This is a genomic window from Ancylobacter koreensis (assembly GCF_023016525.1).
GTDB classification, from domain to species: domain Bacteria; phylum Pseudomonadota; class Alphaproteobacteria; order Rhizobiales; family Xanthobacteraceae; genus Ancylobacter; species Ancylobacter koreensis.
In genome coordinates this window covers 178,850-198,637 of the sequence record NZ_JALKCG010000008.1, presented here as the reverse complement: position 1 = coordinate 198,637, position 19,788 = coordinate 178,850, and the positions used below count along the sequence as shown (strand labels likewise).

General features: G+C 65.0%; 15 protein-coding genes and 1 pseudogene. 5 read left to right on the top strand and 11 right to left on the bottom strand.

The window, feature by feature from the left end:
- Nucleotides 1-71 precede the first annotated feature (71 nt).
- From MWN33_RS17215 to MWN33_RS17200, 4 genes and pseudogenes are all read right to left on the bottom strand, one after another.
- Nucleotides 72-529, bottom strand: a pseudogene (locus tag MWN33_RS17215) (transposase); the annotation flags it as partial.
- 249 nt (nucleotides 530-778) lie between these two features.
- Entirely contained in the window at nucleotides 779-1,864 is a 1,086-nt protein-coding gene (locus MWN33_RS17210; RefSeq protein ID WP_247202272.1) for an RES family NAD+ phosphorylase, read from the bottom strand.
- A gap of 151 nt (nucleotides 1,865-2,015) precedes the next feature.
- Nucleotides 2,016-4,277, bottom strand: a complete 2,262-nt coding sequence (locus MWN33_RS17205) for a hypothetical protein (protein WP_247202271.1) — start codon at nucleotides 4,275-4,277, stop codon at nucleotides 2,016-2,018.
- Between the two features lie 668 nt (nucleotides 4,278-4,945).
- On the bottom strand, nucleotides 4,946-5,239 hold the full coding sequence (locus MWN33_RS17200; RefSeq protein ID WP_281493829.1) for a helix-turn-helix domain-containing protein: 294 nt from the start codon (nucleotides 5,237-5,239) through the stop codon (nucleotides 4,946-4,948).
- 96 nt (nucleotides 5,240-5,335) lie between these two features.
- Here MWN33_RS17200 and MWN33_RS17195 point away from each other — a divergent pair, with 96 nt between their 5' ends.
- On the top strand, nucleotides 5,336-6,001 hold the full coding sequence (locus MWN33_RS17195; protein WP_247202270.1) for a hypothetical protein: 666 nt from the start codon (nucleotides 5,336-5,338) through the stop codon (nucleotides 5,999-6,001).
- A gap of 249 nt (nucleotides 6,002-6,250) precedes the next feature.
- The gene (locus MWN33_RS19220; protein WP_425532022.1) at nucleotides 6,251-6,844 is read left to right on the top strand and encodes a sce7726 family protein; all 594 of its coding nucleotides are present in this window, start codon (nucleotides 6,251-6,253) and stop codon (nucleotides 6,842-6,844) included.
- Here the strand turns inward: MWN33_RS19220 and MWN33_RS17185 are convergent.
- The 7 genes from MWN33_RS17185 to MWN33_RS17155 form a co-directional block, all read right to left on the bottom strand.
- The gene (locus MWN33_RS17185; RefSeq protein WP_247202268.1) at nucleotides 6,801-7,886 is read right to left on the bottom strand and encodes a beta family protein; all 1,086 of its coding nucleotides are present in this window, start codon (nucleotides 7,884-7,886) and stop codon (nucleotides 6,801-6,803) included. The two genes, MWN33_RS19220 and MWN33_RS17185, sit on opposite strands and share 44 nt — an antisense overlap.
- 10 nt (nucleotides 7,887-7,896) lie before the next feature.
- On the bottom strand, nucleotides 7,897-9,156 hold the full coding sequence (locus tag MWN33_RS17180; protein ID WP_247202267.1) for an XRE family transcriptional regulator: 1,260 nt from the start codon (nucleotides 9,154-9,156) through the stop codon (nucleotides 7,897-7,899).
- On the bottom strand, nucleotides 9,153-9,614 hold the full coding sequence (locus MWN33_RS17175; protein ID WP_247202266.1) for a DUF6932 family protein: 462 nt from the start codon (nucleotides 9,612-9,614) through the stop codon (nucleotides 9,153-9,155). Before MWN33_RS17175 ends, MWN33_RS17180 begins: the two co-directional genes overlap by 4 nt.
- Before the next feature lie 550 nt (nucleotides 9,615-10,164).
- Nucleotides 10,165-12,996, bottom strand: coding sequence for an autotransporter family protein (locus MWN33_RS17170; RefSeq protein WP_247202265.1), 2,832 nt, complete (start codon nucleotides 12,994-12,996; stop codon nucleotides 10,165-10,167).
- A 380-nt stretch (nucleotides 12,997-13,376) separates the two neighbouring features.
- Nucleotides 13,377-14,885, bottom strand: coding sequence for a tripartite tricarboxylate transporter permease (locus MWN33_RS17165; RefSeq protein ID WP_247202264.1), 1,509 nt, complete (start codon nucleotides 14,883-14,885; stop codon nucleotides 13,377-13,379).
- A gap of 7 nt (nucleotides 14,886-14,892) precedes the next feature.
- Complete coding sequence (locus MWN33_RS17160; protein ID WP_247202263.1) at nucleotides 14,893-15,372, bottom strand: tripartite tricarboxylate transporter TctB family protein; 480 nt, start codon at nucleotides 15,370-15,372, stop codon at nucleotides 14,893-14,895.
- Nucleotides 15,373-15,442: 70 nt separating this feature from the next.
- Nucleotides 15,443-16,414, bottom strand: a complete 972-nt coding sequence (locus MWN33_RS17155; RefSeq protein WP_247202262.1) for a Bug family tripartite tricarboxylate transporter substrate binding protein — start codon at nucleotides 16,412-16,414, stop codon at nucleotides 15,443-15,445.
- Between the two features lie 227 nt (nucleotides 16,415-16,641).
- Between MWN33_RS17155 and MWN33_RS17150 the strand changes: the two genes are divergently transcribed.
- From MWN33_RS17150 to MWN33_RS17140, 3 genes are read left to right on the top strand one after another with little or no spacing between them, the layout of a single operon-like run.
- Nucleotides 16,642-17,316, top strand: coding sequence for a response regulator transcription factor (locus tag MWN33_RS17150; RefSeq protein WP_247202261.1), 675 nt, complete (start codon nucleotides 16,642-16,644; stop codon nucleotides 17,314-17,316).
- On the top strand, nucleotides 17,303-18,691 hold the full coding sequence (locus MWN33_RS17145) for a sensor histidine kinase (protein ID WP_247202260.1): 1,389 nt from the start codon (nucleotides 17,303-17,305) through the stop codon (nucleotides 18,689-18,691). The genes MWN33_RS17150 and MWN33_RS17145 overlap by 14 nt, the downstream gene beginning before the upstream one ends.
- On the top strand, nucleotides 18,688-19,770 hold the full coding sequence (locus MWN33_RS17140; RefSeq protein WP_247202259.1) for an ABC transporter substrate-binding protein: 1,083 nt from the start codon (nucleotides 18,688-18,690) through the stop codon (nucleotides 19,768-19,770). Before MWN33_RS17145 ends, MWN33_RS17140 begins: the two co-directional genes overlap by 4 nt.
- The last annotated feature ends 18 nt before the right edge of the window (nucleotides 19,771-19,788 follow it).

Genomic DNA, 19,788 nt, shown 5'->3' with positions numbered 1-19,788 from the left:
GCCTCATGTTCTGGTCCTCTCAGTGGGCCAGAACGAACTTCAATCTGGATTAGCCAGGAGGGGCAACGTCACCGCCGATAGCCGAAGCGGCGGCGTTCGCCGGCCACGGCCCTCATGGCCTCCCGCAGACTTGCATCGTCGGGACGGATGCTTCGGTAGCGCACGCTGGTGCGATCGACGCCCAGCGCCTGGCACGCCCGACGCTGGCTCACCCCGTGCGCGACGCAGGCACGAGCCACGGCTTTGCGCCTTGCATCGGGCGTCACCATTTTTTTGAGCTGACATCCCTCAGGATCGCATTGTCCAGCATCTGCTCGGCCAGCAGCTTCTTCAGCCGCGCGTTCTCCTCCTCGAGCGCCTTCAGCCGCCGGGCATCGGAAACGTCCATGCCGCCGTACTTGGCCTTGAACTTGTAGAAGCTCGCCGAGGAGATGCCGTGCTTGCGGCAGACGTCCGCGGTCTTCGCGCCCGCCTCCTGCTCCTTCAGCATCCCGATGATCTGCTCTTCCGTGAACCGTGAGGCTCGCATCGTCCGTCTCCATGATCGACGGACTCTACTCAAATCTGGAGGAGGACTAGGGTCTCAGGTCAGACGTCACCGACCTTGGGGCAGTGGCATGACATCGCAAGGGAGCGACGTCGAGCACATGCATATCGATTGGGAAGAACAGGCTTCGCTGCGGTATTCCTGCATCCGTTTCGAGATGTCCCGTGACGATCTGCAATTCATGGCGACTCTGCTGTAATCACCGGGACCAGAAGGCGCAGCTTATTCCGGTCAGTGGCGGTCCGGGGCAGCTAGCCCGACCGACTGCTTTACGCCGGCCAGGGAGACGATCTCCTCGATGCGAAGAGGAGGAACGAGGATCACGACGTTGGTGCCTTCGATGTTCTTGGTCGACGCATACCGAATCGCGCCGTAGCCGGCCGCACGGGCGCAGTCGGCGACGAACCGCGAGAAGACATATTGCTTCTTCAGCCATCCCTCTCCGCTTCGGGGTGCGGCCAGGAGCGCGGAGCTCGCCAACGGTGCCATCACCTCGTGCCCCGGATCATCCTCATCGATGTCGACGAGATCGAGAAGAACGAGCGGACGGGACGTCACAAGCTCCGCTATCAGACAGGGCTCTCCGGGTGCGCCGATTTCGGCGCCCGCAACCTCGGGCGAACTCGCCAGATAAAGCATCGGCGTGCCGGCATGGTTGAACCGTCCTTCGCCGACCAGCCGTGTCGGCGGCGGTGCGTAGGCCTGGAGATCGCCGACGTCCTGACCTGAAGAAGATATGCTTGCCGCCGTACGTGCGCGGAACAGCGACGTACCGGCAGCCAATGTACCGGCTTTCTCGAAGGCGCTTCGGATGTGCGCCAGCACGCGTCGGGCGAATTCGTGTTCGAGCAGCAGGAAAGGCGTTTCGTTGCCGATCGTCAGCAGTTCGTCGATCTGGCTTTCGATTGCCGCCACGTCGCTGAATGTGTGCTCGTAGATCCATATGTAGCCAGCGACGTATTCACCGCATCTTTCACATCGAACGAAATGGCGCAGGGTCGAGATCTCCGCCGGACTCCAGACACCTGGCAGGCGGGTGTTGTCGACCGCGTAGAACACGCTCATGGACTGGGTCTGGAACTCCATTCTGCGGAACGGCACGTCCGGCCAATGGTCCCTGAAATCGTCGAAGCACGCGTCGCAGCAGCAGATGCTCGATGCGAAATCCGAGTCTACCTCGTCCGAGAACGCATCGTTGAAGCTTTCGATTTCGGCTTCGGTGACGGTCAGGTACGGGCCGATGGCATGCTCGGGCCTGAAAGACTCGTGCTCCGCTGTGTCGTCGGTGATCCACCGAAGCCCGACCCTGTTCAACATGTTCTTTTCGCTCCGTGCAGGCCCTGCACCAGTGGGGTGCTCGTCAGCGCCCCAGCCCCTGAGGCTAAGATATCGGCCGCCAGTCATCTATGCTGAAGTGATCATCGCGTAGCGCGGGCGGCGAGAGATTCGCACATCAGGCGTTCTACCCTCACGCCGCCTCCCACACCTTGTTGAGAATCTGCGCCGCCAGAGCGGCCTTGTCCTGGGGCAGGAAGCGCCCGTAGTGCTTGGCGACCATCTCGGGGGTGTCCTGGATGGCATAGCTCGCCTGCTCGTAGGAGCCGGTCTTCTTCAGGATGTGCGTCGCCAGCACGTCGCGGACATTGTGCGGGCCGTGGGGCAGCAGGCCCTTGATGGCACCACGACCGGTATAGGGGTTGTGGATGCCATAGCGTTGGATCGCGAGGCGCCAGGCCTCATAAAAGGTGTTCTGGCAGTAGGCGGCATCCTTGCTGGTGAGCTTCACCGTCTTGACGAACAGCGTGCCCGGATCAGCAGCGTGCTTGAGCAGCACTCGCCGGTGCCGGTCGATATAGGCCTCCAGATAGTGATAGAGGCTGCCGAGATCCGGCAGGATCAGCCGGAACGGTTTGCTGCCGAAGAAGGACGAGTTCGCGTTCTTGAAGGCGACAGCGGGGATGAGCACCTCCCATCCCTGGTCGCGCTCGCTCCAGCGCAACTCGCCACGCTTCATCTCCGCAAGGCGGCGCTCCGAGGTCGGTAGCCGGCCGCGCGGACAGACGAGCAGCTGACGCAGGTTCTTCTGCCGCAACCCCAGATGCAGGCCGAGCCGCAGCATGAGGAAGGCGCGCACGGCCTCGGCAGCCGCGCGCGGATAGCGCTTCTCGTCCGGCATCAGCCGCAGGATCTCCTCGGTGATCTTGCGATACTCGGCGACCGGACTGTCCGCCTCCAGCACCACCATGATCGGCTCGAAGGGATCCCGATGGATGCGGGCTACGCGCTGCACCTCCCGTGCGCGGGCGAGGCCGTGGCGATGCATCTGCTCGCAGGCTGCGTCCCAGTCAGCACGGGCAGCGGCAATGTCGCGCTCCGTGATCAGATTAGGAATGGGGCGGATGCGTTCCGCCAGCTGCGGGTTCTGCCGCAGCCAGCCTGTCTCGGCGCGGGTGAGCGCGGCAGCGATCCGCAGCATGTCGACCTCCCATGCGGTGTAGAAGCCGCGCCGACGCTCACGCCATTGGATGTACCAGTCCCACACGATCGGGAAGAGCAGCAGGCCGAAGCTCAGATTCTCCAACGGTACGCCGAAGCCATGGACAGCGCCGCTGGGTGAGGCTGCCAAGGCGCCGAACATCAAGCCGATATGCTCGATCTTCTGGGATGCCGTCTCCTCCCCCCAGACACCGTTGCGCTGATAACCGTAGGCGGTCAGCGTCGCCGTCTTGAACCGGACGAGATCGGCCATCTCCTCGGCCAGCTGGGGCGGCGCATCGAGCGCCGCACTCGCGAGGTCCGGATCCGGCAGCGATCCATCCTCTTCCCGGCAAAACCGGTACAGCCCGCGCGGCCGGGAAGACTGATCGAGCAGACCGGGAAAGCGGATTGAGTAGCGCTGCTTCATGGCGGCAGCCTGGAAGCGCCGATAGTCGGTCGTTCCCGTGATCACCACGCGCTGCACCCATTCAAGGATCTCCTCCCTCTCCCTCAACGGGCGCCGATCAAAATCATGCGGCAGGTGCCAGGCAAGGCGTCGCCGCTCGGCTCTACTGATGCCGGCGATTGTCCCCGCCGATGTGCACCGATCTCCGTTCGGCAGCTTCGAACGGAAGTAGCCCAGCGGCAGAAGGTAGCGCCGCTCGATGAGCTCCAGCGCCGCGAGGCTTCGGGAGGCGCGCGGCACCTTAACGCCGCGGCGCCACAGGTTGAGTGCTGTGGCATCGACCTGGAAGGCGCTCGCCTCAAGGACACGAGCGAGATGCTTCGCGGTGTCGCCATAGCGGCGCATGTGAAGATCGAGCGCATCGGCGAATGAGGGCGGGTCCGTCCATGGCCGGCCGTCGCTCTCGGGGAATTCGACAATGGGCTTCGCCCGCGGACCGCGTCGGCGCGGCACAGCGTCTAAGCGGTCGGCATCACGATGGAGCGCGTCCCGCTCCGAGCCGGACGATTGCCGGCGCGCCGCGGCACGCTTCACCGTGACGTGGCCGCGGCGCGCCAACTCACGACGTAAGGCATCAAGGCCGGGCGCCAGCACGGGGCCGGCACGCTGCAGATCGGCGTGATCCACATCACAGGCGTGAGCAATCGCACGCCAGTCATAGTCGCGCTCCGTGAGGGGCGGTGGTACGCGCGCGGCGAGGAGATCGAGGAGCCAGTTCTGGAACAGGTCGGCGTCGCGGGGCAACAGGACGGTTGGTGCACGCTGCTGGCAGAACTTCACCAACATGCGCGCGAAGCTCGTACGGGGCATCGGCGGTCAGTGCAGGCACGTTATGGAGAGGCGACTCGCCTCGGTCAGGGGCGGCGTTTCTGCCGAGAAGCCCTTCTCTCAGCCACGATCCAGAAGTGGCAGGCTTCGCGATCCAAAACCAAGAGGCGATGGTCCGCAGGCCGGCATCAGACGGCAACAATGTGCGGCTAATCGTTCAGCCAACAAGATTCCAGATAAGCCCACACATTGCTCGAGAGCGGCGCAATGTGTTGAGATCTAGAAAATATTCATAGAAATCAACGACCCGACCGCCGCGCAATGTGCGCGCTTTTATCCTGCCCTCAAGCTGCCCCGCCCAGCCGGGCCAAAACGAGATCACCTCACATCGCTGCGATACTATGACAGAGCTGCAGAAAACGCTCCGTGGGCGCCTAGAGCTACCGGCTGTACGGCAAGCTCACTGAAAATGCTACCTCAGACAGGTGCAGGGGCGGCCACCTGGGGCAGCGACGTCACCATTCAGCGCCTTACCTGACGCGAAGCGGCTGTCGGTGACGTGCAGCCGAACCGCTGCAGATCGGCGGGCGCGGTGCAGAGAAGCTGCAAAGGAAATGCGGCCGAACCGCAGTCGGACTGCGCAGAGGTCGCTGTTTCTCGCGCACCTTGCCGCAGCAGATGTGGGACTATCCGGACGTCGGTGGCTTCCGAAGGCGCACACCGGCGCCGCCACCATTCTCGGGGGTAAACTCTATGCCGGCTTGCTCGAGCGCTGCGACGATGGAAGCCAGATTACCCGCGTGTGGAACGCGAACGCCGCGCTCAAAGTCGACAATGGTCGGACGAGACACCTGTGCCGCTGCCGCAAGCTCAGCCTGACTCCAACCGAGCATGCCTCGCGCTCCACGGCATTGGGCGGGCGAAATTTCCGTCACGTTCAAGGCACCGTCAAAGTTTGACTTTTTGAAAAACAACTGCATTCTGAGATAGCCGCCAATGGCAGCTAAGCGGTCGGAAAAGGTGTTTGCGCCACCTCTCCCGACCTGACCACAATCAAGCTGCTTGGAGCTCGGATCATGGCTGATTCTGAGATTAGCACGAGTCTGTCCCGGCCATCCCGGAGGGACGTTCTTTCTGCCGCCCTGATGACGATCGGCGGCACTTCCTTCAACAGTTCGGCTGCGGCCGAACCGCAGGATCATGGCGGAACGGACGCGGCTGTCCTTACATGGAGAGCGTGGCGCGCCGCGCATCGGCGCACACTCGCCCTTTGCCGGAAGCAGCAGCGTCTTGAGTCGGAGCTGGCGCGGACGATCGGCTTTCCGCAGGTGGTTCTGGCTGCAGCCGAGGTGCCGTCTGCGGTGCGCATCGGCTCGCTGCAGCAGTTCGATGAGCTTGCAGTCAATCGGCCGGCGCTTTGCTCACGGCGCGCCGAAATCGCCGAGGCGTTGCGCGCACATCAGCAGCGCTGGGACGACGCAGACCGCGCCATCGGCTATTCCGTCACCCGGCAAGAAGAGGCGGCTGCCTCCGACGATGAGGAGCGCTTGATCGCGAGTCTCCTTGCGGCAGACGCCACGTCCCTGCGCGGTCTCTCCGCAAAGCTCGACGTGCTGATCGCAGTCGGGGCGGATGGCGCCGAGGGGCGGCATTTCCCATGGCCCGAACTGCGGCGCATCCGCCGGGATGTTGCGCGCTTGATGCAGTTGCAGCGTCACGATGCAATCGACCTCACTGCTTGAGGCAGCGCTCCCAATGCCAACGCAGGAAGTGCGGATGCGGAGGCTTGAACGTCTGTTGCGGGGCGAGGGCGTAAGGAGCTGGGTCGCGCCGTTTGCCGACTTTTGGATCGCTCCAGTTTCCGAACGTCCAAACCTCGGCCGCTGACCCCAGGGTCGCTGAGACTTCAATCTGCCGCCGTTACATTTCATAGTCATCGGCGCGACAAGATCTGCAATTGATCGGCCCGGATCGCCGAGTTAGACAGGCCTATGAGGCCAAGGTTGAAAGACGAGGATCTACGGGCGGCTGCCCTGCGGCGTTTGCTAGCCGGTGCCCAGAAGTGCGCCGAAACGCTGGTGCTCGAAGAGCTTGGTCTGACCCATGGGGCATCCCGTGTCGATATTGCCGTCATCAACGGCCACATTCGGGGCGTGGAGATCAAGGCCGAGGCGGACAGCCTCGAACGGCTTCCCCGGCAGGTGCAGGCCTACGGCCTGGTCGTTGATCGCGCGACTTTGATCGCATCGGAGCGGCACCTGCCGGCCGCTCTTGAACTCCTGCCGTCCTGGTGGGGGGTCGTCTCCGCTCGACGTGCAGCGAACGGATCGGTTGTTTTCCGACGGCTTCGGAACGAGCGCGCCAACCGTGAAACCGACGCGATTAGCTTGGCGCAGCTGATGTGGCGCGACGAAGTCCATGCTGTGCTATCGGGCATGGGATGCGCTCCGCAGCTATTGCGAGCACCGCGCGCTTCCCTCTATGCGGAGTTAGCGCGTCGCTTGCCCAAACCGCAGCTGGCGGCGCTCGTTCGCGCTACGCTCAAGAGCCGAACAAACTGGCGAGATCGTCCACGACCTTCGTGATGTGATGGTTGGTCCCGACCCACCGCCAGGTGGTGAGGTTGCCGGTCTTTTCCGTTCTTCCGTGGCAACCGCGAACATAGTCGCTGCCCGCCGAATAGCCGGGTGGGAATGCCCTGCCGGAGTTCACCACGTCGCCGCATCGGTCGCGGAACTGCTCGAATCCGTTGTCGCGGACATTGCTACCCTTGGTGATCAGCCAAGCGTCGTCGATGGTGTAGCGCACGGACGCCGCCGGCTTCAGGAGCCGCATGTCGCCACCAGGAATGTCCACCGAGGAAATGGCATAGTCTCCAAAGGTCGGTGGCTCAAAGCCGTCCGGCAGGCTCGCGATCAGCTGTTTGTAGAGCTTCCATTCCATCCGCGTGACGATCTGGCCCGGGGGTTTTATGTCGCCCATCGACCCGGGAAAAGACGTCCCGATGAGGATGAGGCTACGAACTTCGTCGTAGACCGAATCCGACTGCAGCAGGGCCGACACAAGATCGACGAGGTCGTTGAGCGGTTCAAAATTCTTGGCTGCAAGGTCGATGATCAGGTCGACATCCCCCGTGTCAACACCCAGCTGATCGACCACACTCCTAAACGTGGTCGAGAAGTCAGGATCGGCGATCTCGTCTAGGCTGCACCGCACCGCAATGCCCAAGCCATCGATGAGGATTGCCGCCGCAACTGCGTTGTAGTGGGCCAAATCCCGCTCAAGGCCCGTCACCGGGGTAAGCTGCGCGCCGTCCGAACGAGCGCCGTCCAAAAGGTAGGTCAGGGGATGCCCCCCGTCCGGCATTCGGTCGGTTGGTTTCAGCAGATGGGTGTCCAGGAAAGCCGGCTGGGCACCCCACTTGGCCTTCAAGCGGCGCGCAAAGGGCTCGAGTTGCTGTGCGAGGGTCTTCTTGGCCCGGCCCTCCTCGAAATCCCACTCTGGCGGCGTCACCTCGATTAGGGGAATGACGTGGCGCCGATGGGCCTCGTCCAAGCGCATCAAAGCCTGGTACTCCCCCTGCCGCCATTTCAAGACTGGCACATAATCGAGAGCCGTGATCGCCATGGTGATTCGCTCAGGTCAGCTGCGGCCTGACTTGGCCAGAACCGACCAAGTTGGCCAAAAGGGTGTAGTCGTTCGCCTCTCGGCGGATGCGGCCGGCGACAATCGCGGGGTGGATACCGAGCTTAGCGGCATCCGCGCGCACCGCCCGGTCAGTCTGAGTGAACCGCGACACGCATCTCCGCCATTGGGCAGCGGGAATCAGCGCCTCCTGGGCAAAATTGTCGGCTTCGTCCTCGATCGGAGAGTTCCCCGGACTTTCGATCGCGTCGAAGATCGCGCGGTAAGGCCCCTGTGCGACGTGGAGGCGCAAGTGCGCGACCTCATGCAGCAGGGTGAACCAGAAATTGTCCAGGCGGTCATGGCGCAGAGTCATAGCTACGACGAAGATGTTCGACGTCGTGTGCAGGGCGGCGCCGTCCAGTAGCGTCCCGGGCAGATGAGGTTCGACCACCAGGACGACGCCTGAAGCGCGCAAATGCTCCACCGCGGCCTTGGGACCGTCATCCCGGGCGCTCAAGCGCACGAGATAGTCCAGCCATTCGTGCGAAATCACCTCCTTGCGGAAGGCGACTTGCGGCGCTCGCCGCTCGGCCAGAATGGAGACCCGCGCCTCCCACGCGGCCAGGGCGGCCAGTTGCACATTGCCATGGGCGCGGACCGACCGGCGATGCAGCGCCGTCTGTGTCCAGTCATAGGCAGCATGGCGGAAGAAGTCCGGGATGAGGTGCGCGGCTTCCTTGCGAGCCTGTGCCGCAGAGCCGCTGAAGTCCTCGAAATAGCCCCGCTTGAACATCTCGGTGACCGGGAAGGACCAAGCGCTCTCGGGTCCTGTCTCCGTTGGCGGCGCGGTGCGCAGCTGCGCGCTTTCCTTCACCGTGATGTCGAGCGCCGCCGCGATCTCGGCCAGGCGCTCCAGGCTGGCTGATCGGTAACGCTCAGCCTCGTAGCGTTGGATCTGCTGCTCAGCGACTCCGACAAAGGTTCCAAGGTCGCGCTGGCTCATACCGCGTGCGATCCGCGCCCGGATCAGGAGGTCTGGAAGGTCGACCAAGCCTTCCGCCTCGAATGTGGTCACCGCGCCGGACTGGAGATGCTCGTATTCTTGCACCTGGTCTTCCAGCTCGGCGACTTGACTTTCCAGACCGGCGATCTGGGCGCGCCGCAGCGCCGGATGCACGCCGTCATGTGCGTTTCTCAGATCGGCCATCTCAGCGCCAAAACGTTCGATAGCGGCGCGGGCTGAACGGTATTGCTTTTCGTTGGTGATCATATTGTCGCTCCATGCGCAGGCCTGGGCGAGATTCTGACGATGCCCTTGGGCGCGTCGGAGAATTTTTCCTTTTGGAAGAAGGGCAGCAGGCCGGGCTGGTGCGGCAGCTGCGTCAGAAACATCTCTCCAAAATACTTCGCTTTCTGCGCTGCGCGCATGTTGTCGAAATCAAGCAGAACGGGGTCGAGTGCGTAGGGATCGACGCCGTCCAGATCCCACAGCCCGTCGAAGTCACCGGGATGGGGCTTGGCGGTGATGAAGCTGCCGTCAAGGAAGATCGTCGAGCAGCCCGCAAATCGCAGCGCCTCCACCGCCCTGACAAAGCCCCCGAACAGCCAAGCCCGATGCGGAGTCGTCGCAAAACGCGCCGCCACCTCTTCCAGGGTGGCGTCGTGAATGCCGGGAGGAAGCACCGGCCAGGGCGCCGAAGCGCCGACGCTGACGAAGTCGGGTATCATAAACACAAGATTATTGTTGTGTATGATGATTTGTCAATCAGGTCTCACCGGTGAACGCCAACGATCTCCGCGGACGCTGTCCTATCGCTTATCCGGCGCGGGCGGACGGCACCGGCGAGTTCGCCATGGCTTTTACGGGCGAAGCCGGGCTGCCCGGCTTCGTGAGCGCTTGACCCCGGCCAGTGCTTCCTAAGTCAATGAAATATCAAGAATATAGGTGTTCGCAGTTTCACCTTGGTCGGCGCGCCATTACCGTTTCAAAAATCAGCAATTTGTAAACGAAATGCCGGGAGCGGCCGCGCGCCACTGTCGGCTATTGTCGCCAGCATGTCGCCGCGCTGGTCGGCCCGGTCATCTCAACCGTCCACACCACCGGCACCTGCAACCGCGCGGACACGGCGTGCGCCAATGCTTCCGCCCGCACCGCGTGCCTGCGGGGCCGGCGTCCGCAATCGGCTAAAGCCCAGCCTGCGGTCCTTGCCGCACGCTCGCAGGTCCGAGCACTGCCAGCGCCGCCCCCCGACGTGCGAGAGGCGGCTGTCCGCCAGCGTCAGAAGCGCCACGTCAGGTTTGCCTGCAGGGCGTTCACGGTGACGTTGTCGGAGAACTGGCCGACATAGGACAGGCCGACCGACGCCTGCTCGCTGAGGCGCAGGTCTGAGCCGATCTCGACCAGGGCGGTGTTCTGCGCGAGCGGCACGCCGGCTACCGTGAAATTCGCTCCCGGCGCGCTCAGGAACGCCATCTGCGCTTCCGGCGCGACGTCGCCGAAGGCGTATTGCCAGGCGACCGAGGCGTGGGGCTGCAGCGCCATGCCGTTGGCGAGATCCATCGTCGTCGCCATGCGCAGGCCGAGCGAGGAATAGCCGACACCCATGGAGTTGGCCGAACCCGTCAGGCCGGCGGAGGCGCCGGTCTCGGTGAAACCGTCCGTGTCGACGTAGATATAGGCGAGGCCGGCAAAGGGCTCGAACGCCACCTTCTGAACCGCGACGCTGTAGCCGAGCTCCACGAAGGCCTGCGCGGTGCCGCCGTCATAGTCCGCGCTCGCCTTCTCCGCGTAGCCGGGATAGGCGATGGTGCGGTCCGTCTCGATCTGGTTGAAGGCGTAGGTCGCGCCGAGACGCAGGCCCCACGGCCCGGCACTGGTGCCGGCATAAAGCCCCAGGATCAGGCTGTTCACCTCGGACGAGCTGTCCAGCGCGTCGGCATCCGTGTTGGAACGGGAATAGCCGAGCGCCGCGCCGACCAGCCAGTCGGCCACCTTCACGTCCACGCCGGAGATGATGCCGCCCAGGGTGGCATCGACGCTCGCCGTGCCGGCGCCATCGTCATAGTTGCTCCAGCCGCCGAAGCCCTGTGCCCATACCGTGCCGGCAAAGCTCGGCTCGGGCGCGGGCGCCGCCTTGGTGGGGAAGGGCGCCGGGGATTTGGCCGGCGGCGCATAGGCGAGCGCGGGGCCGCCGAACGCCAACCCCGCCGTCGGGCCGCTGTCGCTGGAATGGCCGCCCTGGCGCAGACGGGCCAGCACGGCCTGCCGGCTGTAGAGGCTGTCGCCCACCAGCACGGACTGCTCGCTGGCATAGGCTTCGCCGGACAGCGCATCGAGCGCGCCGGGCAGCTGGCTCTCGCTGAGCCCGTAGAGGGGGCTCAGCGCTTCCGGCAGGCTGGTCAGCACGTCGGCAGACGTGTTGTTGACGATGCCGTCGATAGCGGCGCCGACCGCGCGCTGGTTGCGCGTGTTGCCCGCAAGGCCTGCCAGATCGGCGGCGACGTTTACCGTCACCGTCGTCGGCGCATAGTCGAGGGTAGCGTCGAACAGGGCCGGAAGATCGGTGGTGAAGGTCCGGAATCGGTCGGCGATCCCGTCCGTCGCGCGCAGTATCGTCGAGGCCTTGGCGAAGCTTGTGCCCTGGAAGTCGACGTCGAGTGTGCCGGCCAGCCGAAGCGTGTCGGTCACGGTGAGTTCGTCATTGCCGTCGGCCATTACCCGCGGGGCGAAGGTGCCGGCGGCGGTCTGCACGAAGGTGCCGCCGAAATAGCTGACGATCTTGAATCCGGTGCCGGTGGCGCCGAGCCAGCCGCTGTTCTCGAAGCGCTTGTCAGCTCCCAGATTTGCGGCAAGGCGCCCGTCTATGACGCCGGTGTTGACGATGATGCTGCCTTCGGTGTCGACCCCAGTGCGCAGGGCATCGGACTCGGCGGTTGCGTACAGCGTGCCGGCGTTCAGCAGCGTGCCGTAGAGGCCGTGCATCTCGACCGCCGCGCCGGCGATGCCGCTGGCGTTGACGGTGCCGGAATTGGTGAGCACGCCATAGGTTTCGCCGCGGATGGCGATGCCGAGATTACCGGTGACGTTGATCGTACCGCTGTTGACGATGTCGTCGCCCTTGCCGCCGTCGAGGGCGGCGGCGTTCGCGTCGGCGAAGTTCAGCGTGGTGGTGTTGGTGATCGGGTTGTAGAGGCCCGGCATCGTGGCGAGGTAGCCATGCACGCCCTCGGCGTCGGTGTACACGCCGACCACCTTGTCGCCATACATGGAATTGGCCGACACGTTTTCCTGGGGTATGTCGATCTCATACCAGGTCCCGTGCCCTAACTCGTTGATGTGAAGGACGGCGGGATGCACATTGCCATCGGCGTCGATCCAGTTCACGACGAGATTGTATTGGCCGCCCCTGCCGGCGCCGGTGATGCCCTCGAAATGCGTGGCGACCGCGCCGGGATGGTCGTAGTTCCAGAAAGTTTCCGTCAGCTGGTCGTAGACATAGCCGTGTTCGGGGCCGATGCCGCCGCCCATCTCGGCCTCGTAATAGCCGCCCGCGATCTTGTCGCCATAGACGCCGTAGATCGTGGTGCTGACCGCACCGGGAGCCTTGTACGTGTCGTAGGTGCCTTCCTTGATGTTGTAGATGAAGCCGTGCCCGGTATCGAGCTGGGTGTCGTAATTGCCGACTGCCTGGTTGCCGAAGGTCGAGTGGGCAATGGTGAACAGCGTCGGCGTTTCCGGGCTCGGGTCCGGAAATTTCAGCTCGACGAGCTGCTCGCCGGGCGCGGCGGCGGCATCGTAGAGGTAGCCGGTGTCGTAGTCCGAGCCCTCAACCTTGTAGCTGCCGACCACGCGGATGACGCCGCCCGGATTGCCGAAGTTCGGCCCGTAGGGAGACGAGCCTACGGCGCCGGGATAATTCGCGCCGTTCGGCGTCGTCACCGGCATCGGCGACCAGGTCTGGGTGGTCATGTTGTAGTAGAGGCCGCCGGTTTCACCGACCCCGGGGATCTTGTAATTGCCGACGATGTTCTCGCCGCGAATGCCGGTCAGGAACGTGTCGTTCTCGCCGAAATCCAGCGTCTGATAGGTGGTCGGCTCCGTTGGGGGCAAGGGACCCGCCTGCACGGCCTGGGCGAACCCGCCGACACCAATACCGAGCGCAACGAGCCCGTGCGTGCGCGCCCTGGACGCGCCGCCGAAAGCCGACCTGAATTTCATGAAATGCCTCGTGCCCCAAAATCATGGCTGCCTGGCAACCTATGCTGCCTGGCAACCTATCGGTCGCCCGAGGCGATAGCGACGACATTTCTTGGGTGCTTCCCGTGGCATTGGCGGCGGGATCGCTCGCTTCTCTGTCGCGGCGCGCACTCTGTTAGGGCGCGCAACGGCGGAACGGCGCGTGCGACGCGGAAGATTGGTCGAACTTGTCCCGGGCGCGGTCGGTCGACAGGAGATCGCAGCTGCGTGGTCTTCAGCCGACGCCAAGCCTGTCACTCGGTCATGCCCGGCGACCTGCTGCGGCGGGACCACCGCTGCAACGCCCACGGCCCCACCGCGACGAAGAGGGCCAGCGCCCACAGAATGAGCGAGATGTGGCTCTGGAACAGGATGCCGAGTTCGCCGCCGCTGATGGCGAGCGCGTTGCGCAGGTTCACTTCCATCACCTTGCCGAGCACGAAGCCGAGGATGATGGGTGCCATGTCGAAGCCGAGCTTGCGGAGCACCCAGCCAAGGCAGCCGATGGCGAGCATCAGCACGATGGATTCGACGCTGGCATGTGTCGAATACACGCCGACCACCGACAGGACGAGAATGCCGGGAACCAGAATCCAGTTCGGCAGCAGCAACAGGCGCGAGAAGATGCCGACGAACGGGATGTTGAGCAGCAGCAGCAGCACGTTGCCGATATAGAGCGAGGCGATCAGGCCGCCGACGATCTCCGGGCGCTCGGCGAAGAGCTGAGGGCCGGGCTGGATATTGTAGAGCATCAGCGCGCCAAGCATGACGGCGGTGGTGCCGCTGCCTGGCACGCCCAGCGTCAGCATCGGCACGAAAGCGCCGGCCGCGCAGGAATTGTTGGCCGCCTCCGGTGACGCCAGGCCGCGCATGTCGCCCTTGCCGAAGGTGCCGTCGCGGTCGGAGACGCGCTTCTCAAGCGTGTAGGACACGGCGCTCGCCACCGAGGCGCCGGTGCCGGGCAGGACGCCGACGACGAAGCCGATGATCGAGCCGCGCAGGGTCGCGCCGATCGTGAAGACGATGTCCTTGAAGCGCACGAAGGTGCGGCCGACCTTGCCGATGACCGAAGCGCCCATGGCGTGGCTCTCCAGCATCAGCATGGCCTCGGAGATCGAGAACAGGCCGATCACCAGCACGACAAAGTCGATGCCGTCGCCCAGTTCCGGGCTGTCGAAGGTGAAGCGGTAGGCGCCCGACGTCGGGTCGAGGCCGACGGTCGCCAGCATCAGGCCGAGCACGCAGCCGATCAGCGTCTTCACCGGCTGGCTGCCGACCATGGAGCCGAGCGTGGCGAAGGCGAAGACCATCAGCACGAAATATTCCGCCGGGCCGAAGCCGATGGCGAGGCTGGCGAGGAAGGGGGCGAACAGGGTCAACCCCACGACGCCGATGATGCCGCCCACGAAGGAGGAAATGCCGCTGATCATCAGCGCCTCGCCCGCGCGGCCCTGGCGTGCCAGCGGGTTGCCGTCGAGCGCGGTCATCACCGCGCCGGCGTCGCCGGGCACGTTGAGCAGGATCGAGGAGATGCGCCCGCCATATTCCGAGCCGGAATAGATGGCGGCGAGCAGGATCATCGTGCTCTCCGGCGGCAGGCCGAGCGTGTAGGCGATCGGCAGCAGCAATGCGATGCCGTTGATCGGACCGATGGCCGGAAGCGCGCCGATGATCGTACCGAGGAAGCAGCCGATAAGGCCGATGAGCAGGTTCTGCCAGCTGAGGGCGACGGCAAAGCCGGTCCAGAGATAATCGAAACTCATGACTGTCCTAGCCCCGACGCGATGCGGCGAAGAGCTCGCCAACCGGCAGATAGACCTCCAGCAGGTAGCCGAAGACGACGTACCAGAGCGCGGCCTGGAGGAACCCGCCAATGAGGGAGGCCTTCCACGAGGCCCCGAAGATGCGGGCGATCCCCGTCGTCATGACGAACATCGAGCCGGCGAAGCCGATCGGTTCGAACAGCAGGGCGGCGATGAGCACCAGCGCGGGCAGCGCGATGCAGCGCATCAGCACCGTGCCCTGCGGCCATGCCTCGCCCTGGCCCGGCGCGAAGAGGTAGATCAGCGACAGCAGGCCGAGGACCGCCGCCAGCAGAAGCGGGAACACCCGTGGCCCAAGCGGATCCGAGGAGAAGGAGAATTCGATCACGCTGCCGGCGTAGCCATACAGGAGGCTGAACAGCAGCAGGACGATGGCGGCGATCCTGTTGCTCAGCCTGTCCTGAGCGGGATTTCGATGGGCGTCCATGGGGCGTTTCCTGGCAAGCGAAGTCCAGCGGCCCCGCCGTGCGCGAGGCCGCTGGCCGTGTCTTTCGGAATCAGAGGCCGGCTTCCTTCGCGAGCGCCTTGAAGCGCTGCACGTCGCTCTTCACCTTGGCGTCGAAATCGGGGCCGATGAGCGTGTAGGGGAACAGGCCGCGGGCGGCGAGTTCCGCCTTGAACTCGGGCGTCGCGACGAGCTTCCTGAACGTGTCCGCCCAGGCCGTGTAGTCGGCGTCGCTCACCTTGCCGCCCGTGTAGTAGCCGCGCCAGATCACCCAGTCGAAATCGTAGCCCTGCTCGCGGGCGGTCGGGATGTCGGCGAGGTCGCCCGCGAGACGCTCGGGCGACATGACGGCGAGGATGCGGACCTTGCCGGCCTGATGGTGCTTGACCATTTCGGAGGCGTCGCCGGCGCCGATCTTGATGTGCCCGCCTTCCAGCGAGGTCAGCACCGCGCCGCCGCCTTCGAGCGCCACATAGCGCATCTTCTTCGGGTCCTGCCCCGCGCCCTTGGCGATGAGCGCGGCCTTCATCCAGTCCTGGCTGCCGACGGCGCCGCCGCCGCCGATGGGAAACTGGCCGGGATTGGCGGCATAGGCGTCCGAGAGTTCCTTCAGCGTCTTGTAGGGCGAGTCGGCGCCGACGACGATGACGCCGTAATCCGCGCCCAGAGCGCCGATCCAGCGCACGGCGTTTTCGTCGTGGTTGCCGAACTTGCCCTGCGCGAGAAGGAGCGCCGAACCCGTCGAAGCGGCGACGATCAAGCTGGGGTCGGCAGCGCGCTTGCCGACGACGTGGTTATAGGCGATGGCGCCGACGCCGCCTTCCATATAGGTGACGGCCATCGGGGTTTCGATCAGCTTGGCGGCCAGCAGCGAGTTGGCGGCGAGGCGGCAGGTCACGTCGAAGCCGCCGCCGGGCTTGGCGCCCGCGAGGCATTCGGTCTTCTGCGGGAGCGCAAGCGCGCCCCCGGTGAGCATGGCGCTGACCACGCCGACCAAGGCGAATTTCGTGAAAATGGCGTTCATGGGCTCGTCCCTCCGAGGACTCTTTGCAGCATCGTGCCTGCGTCACGGTTCGGCGCAGATGGATAGACGTGCGAAGCTGAGCGGCAGCCGGCGGACAAAGGCGGGCTTTTGCCGGACGTTTCTCCATCTGTTTGCGCACCGTCTGCGCAGTGCTTGAGGATGCTTTGCTAGAGGGCTTTCCTGTCATACAGCTGTCTTTGCGACAGGCGCCGAGCCTTGGGAACGAGATGCGCATCCTGCTGGTCGAAGACACGAGGGACGTCGGCGAAGCGATTGTCGGGCGCCTCAGCCGGATCGGCCATGCCGTCGACTGGGAGCTGGATGGCACCGCCGGCATGGAGGTGCTGGGCGCCACGGCTTATGACCTCGTGATCCTCGACGTCATGCTGCCCGGCATGGACGGCTTCAGCATCCTCTCGCAGTTGCGCGCACGGGGATCGACCACGCCGGTGCTGATCCTCACCGCCCGGTCGCGCGTGGAAGATCGCGTGGACGCGCTCGACATCGGCGCCGACGACTATCTGGTGAAGCCGTTCGATTTTCGCGAACTCGAAGCCCGTGTCCGGGCGCTCATGCGCCGCAACAGCGGCGAGGCGACCAACGTGCTGCGCTGCGGCGACATCAGCATAGACCGCCTGACGCGGATGGTGCGGGTCGGCGACTGCGAGGTGCATCTGAAGCGGCGCGAGCTTACGCTGCTCGAAATCCTGTCTTCCCGGCCCGGGCGCGTCTTCGGCAAGGACGAACTGCTCGACCGCATGTTCGGTCATGACGAAGCGCCGGCGCCGAACGCTGTCGAACTCTATATCGGCCGCCTGCGCCGCAAGATCGACGGTGCGCGGGCCCAGATCGTGACCGTGCGTGGATTCGGCTATCAGATGGTGATCGATGGCCCGGCGTGAGCCTTCGCTCTTCATCCGCCTGTTCGCGCTTATGTCGCTGGTGCTGGTGTTCGGTGCGGCGGTTCTGATGACCGCCGCGTGGTACTCGGCCCGCCAGGCGGCGGACGAGGCCTATGACCGGCTGCTGCTCGGTGCCGCCTATCAGATCGCCGACGCCATCCAGATACAGGACGGACGAGCCGAGATCGAACTGCCGGTCTCCGCCTTTGAACTGCTGGCCCTGTCGGACCGCGACCGCATCTTCTACCGCGTGCTGGACCCCGCCGGGCACACGATGACCGGCTATGAGGGCCTCGACGATCCGGCGGCGGAGAGCGAGACGCCGGACCGCGCGGTCGTTGAGAATGCGGAGTTCGACGGCGAGATCGTGCGGGTGACGCGGGTGGCGCGCCGCTTCGACGATGCCCAGATGCGCGGCGACGCGGTCGTCATCGTCGCCCAGACCGTCGAGGCGCGCCGCGCGCTCGCCCGCGAACTCACCCTGCGTTCCTTCATCCTTGTCGGCGCCATGGGGGCCATCGCCATCGGCGGGACGATTTTCGCGGTGCGCCGCGCGCTGGCGCCGATCGGCCGGCTTGAGACCGCAATCCGCCAGCGCGATCCCCTCGACCTGACGCTCGTCGACGTCTCCACGCCGCGCGAACTCGCCCCCTTCGTCGCCGAGATCAACGGGTTCATCGAACGGTTGCGGGGCCGCGTGGAGCTGATGCAGCAGTTCATCGCCGATGCCGCGCATCAGCTGCGCACGCCGCTGGCGGCCCTTGAGGGACAGGTCGACCTGCTCGCCAACGACGAGGTGGCGCCACCCGCGCGCAAGCACCTCGATCGCATCCGCGACCGCACGCGGCAATTGTCGCGCCTCGCCAATCAGTTGCTGAGTCACGCCATGGTGGCGCACCGCGAACGTGCGGTGGCCAATTCCCCGGTCGATCTCACCGAGCTGACGCGGCGGGCGCTCGACGAGGCGATCCCGGACACGCTGGAGCGGGACATTCTGGTCACCTTGCACGCGCCGCCCGAACCGCTGATCGTCAGCGGTGATCCGGTCAATCTCGCGGAAGCGATCAAGAACATCCTGGACAATGCCGTTCGCCACGGTGCCCCGGCGCGGATCACTGTGCGCTTGCTGAGACGGTCGGACCGGGCGGTGATCGAGGTCGAGGATGACGGCCCCGGCATTCCCTCCGGACAATGGCCGCGGGTCGTTCAACGGTTTGGCGCCCCGTCGTCCGATGGCAAGGGGTCGGGGCTGGGTCTTTCGATCACGGCCGAAGTGCTGGCCGCCCATGGCGGTACGCTGTCCTTCGTCGAGAAGGGCAGCTTCGGCTTCGTCGTGGTGATGTCGCTGGCACAGCATGAGCGGGAGGTCGCATGAAAGGTTTCGTCCTTCGTCTCGGCTCCGCGCTTGCTGTCCTGCTGTTCGCCAGCGCCGTCGCGCAGGCCCAGACCACGACGCGCTTTCCCGCGCTCGCAAGTCAGGTCGACACTCTGTCGATCCACGCCGCGACCGATCTTTATGCGCTGGAGCCGCTTATCCGGGACTTTCAGCAGCTGTCCCCCGGTACCATGGTCGAGATCGTGGAATATGTGACCAACGATCTGTTCTCGGCTGCGGCGCGGGTCTGTCACGAGGGCGGCGCGCTCGGCGACGTCTTCCTGTCCTCGTCGGTGGACCAGCTGGTGAAGCTCGCCAATGACGGCTGCGCCCAGCGCATCGAGGGGCAGGACCTTGCCCGCGCCCCGCGCTGGGCGAACTGGCGCGACGAGGTGTTTGGCTTCACCTTCGAGCCCATCGTCATGGTCTATAATCGCGACAGCGTATCTGCAGCCGAGGTTCCGCGTACGCATCTGGAACTGGCGGAACTGCTGCGGCGCGACGCCGACCGCTATCGCGGGCGAGTGGGCACCTACGATGTGCGGCTCTCCGGCATCGGCTACCTGCTGGCGTTCAACGATGCCCGGCAGACGACCACCACTTATGGGCGCCTGCTGGAAAGCCTCGGCCGTGCGCAGGTGGTCGTTCGGTGCTGCACATCGCAGATACTGGACGAGGTGGCGACGGGCCGGCTGCTGATCGGCTACAACATGCTGGGCTCCTACGCCTATGAGCGCGTGCGGCGCGGCCAGCCGATCGGCATCGTCATGCCGTCGGACTACACGCTCGTGCTGAGCCGGGGCGCCATGGTGCCCATCCGCGCGCCCAACCCGAAACTGGCGGCCCGCTTCGTGAACTATCTGCTGTCGGAGCGCGGCCAGTCGGTGGGCCGGAGCCAGTCCTTCTTCTTCGGGCTGGACGGTTCCGCGCCTCCGGGCATCGAGGGGCCCGACGTGGTGACATCGGGCATCGCACGCCCCATCGCGGTCGGTCCTACGTTGCTGGCGGTGCAGGACGCGGCCCGCCGCAAGCGGTTTCTTGAAGACTGGTCGAAATCGATGATCCAGAACACCCCTTAGGACGGGGGATGAGGGCGG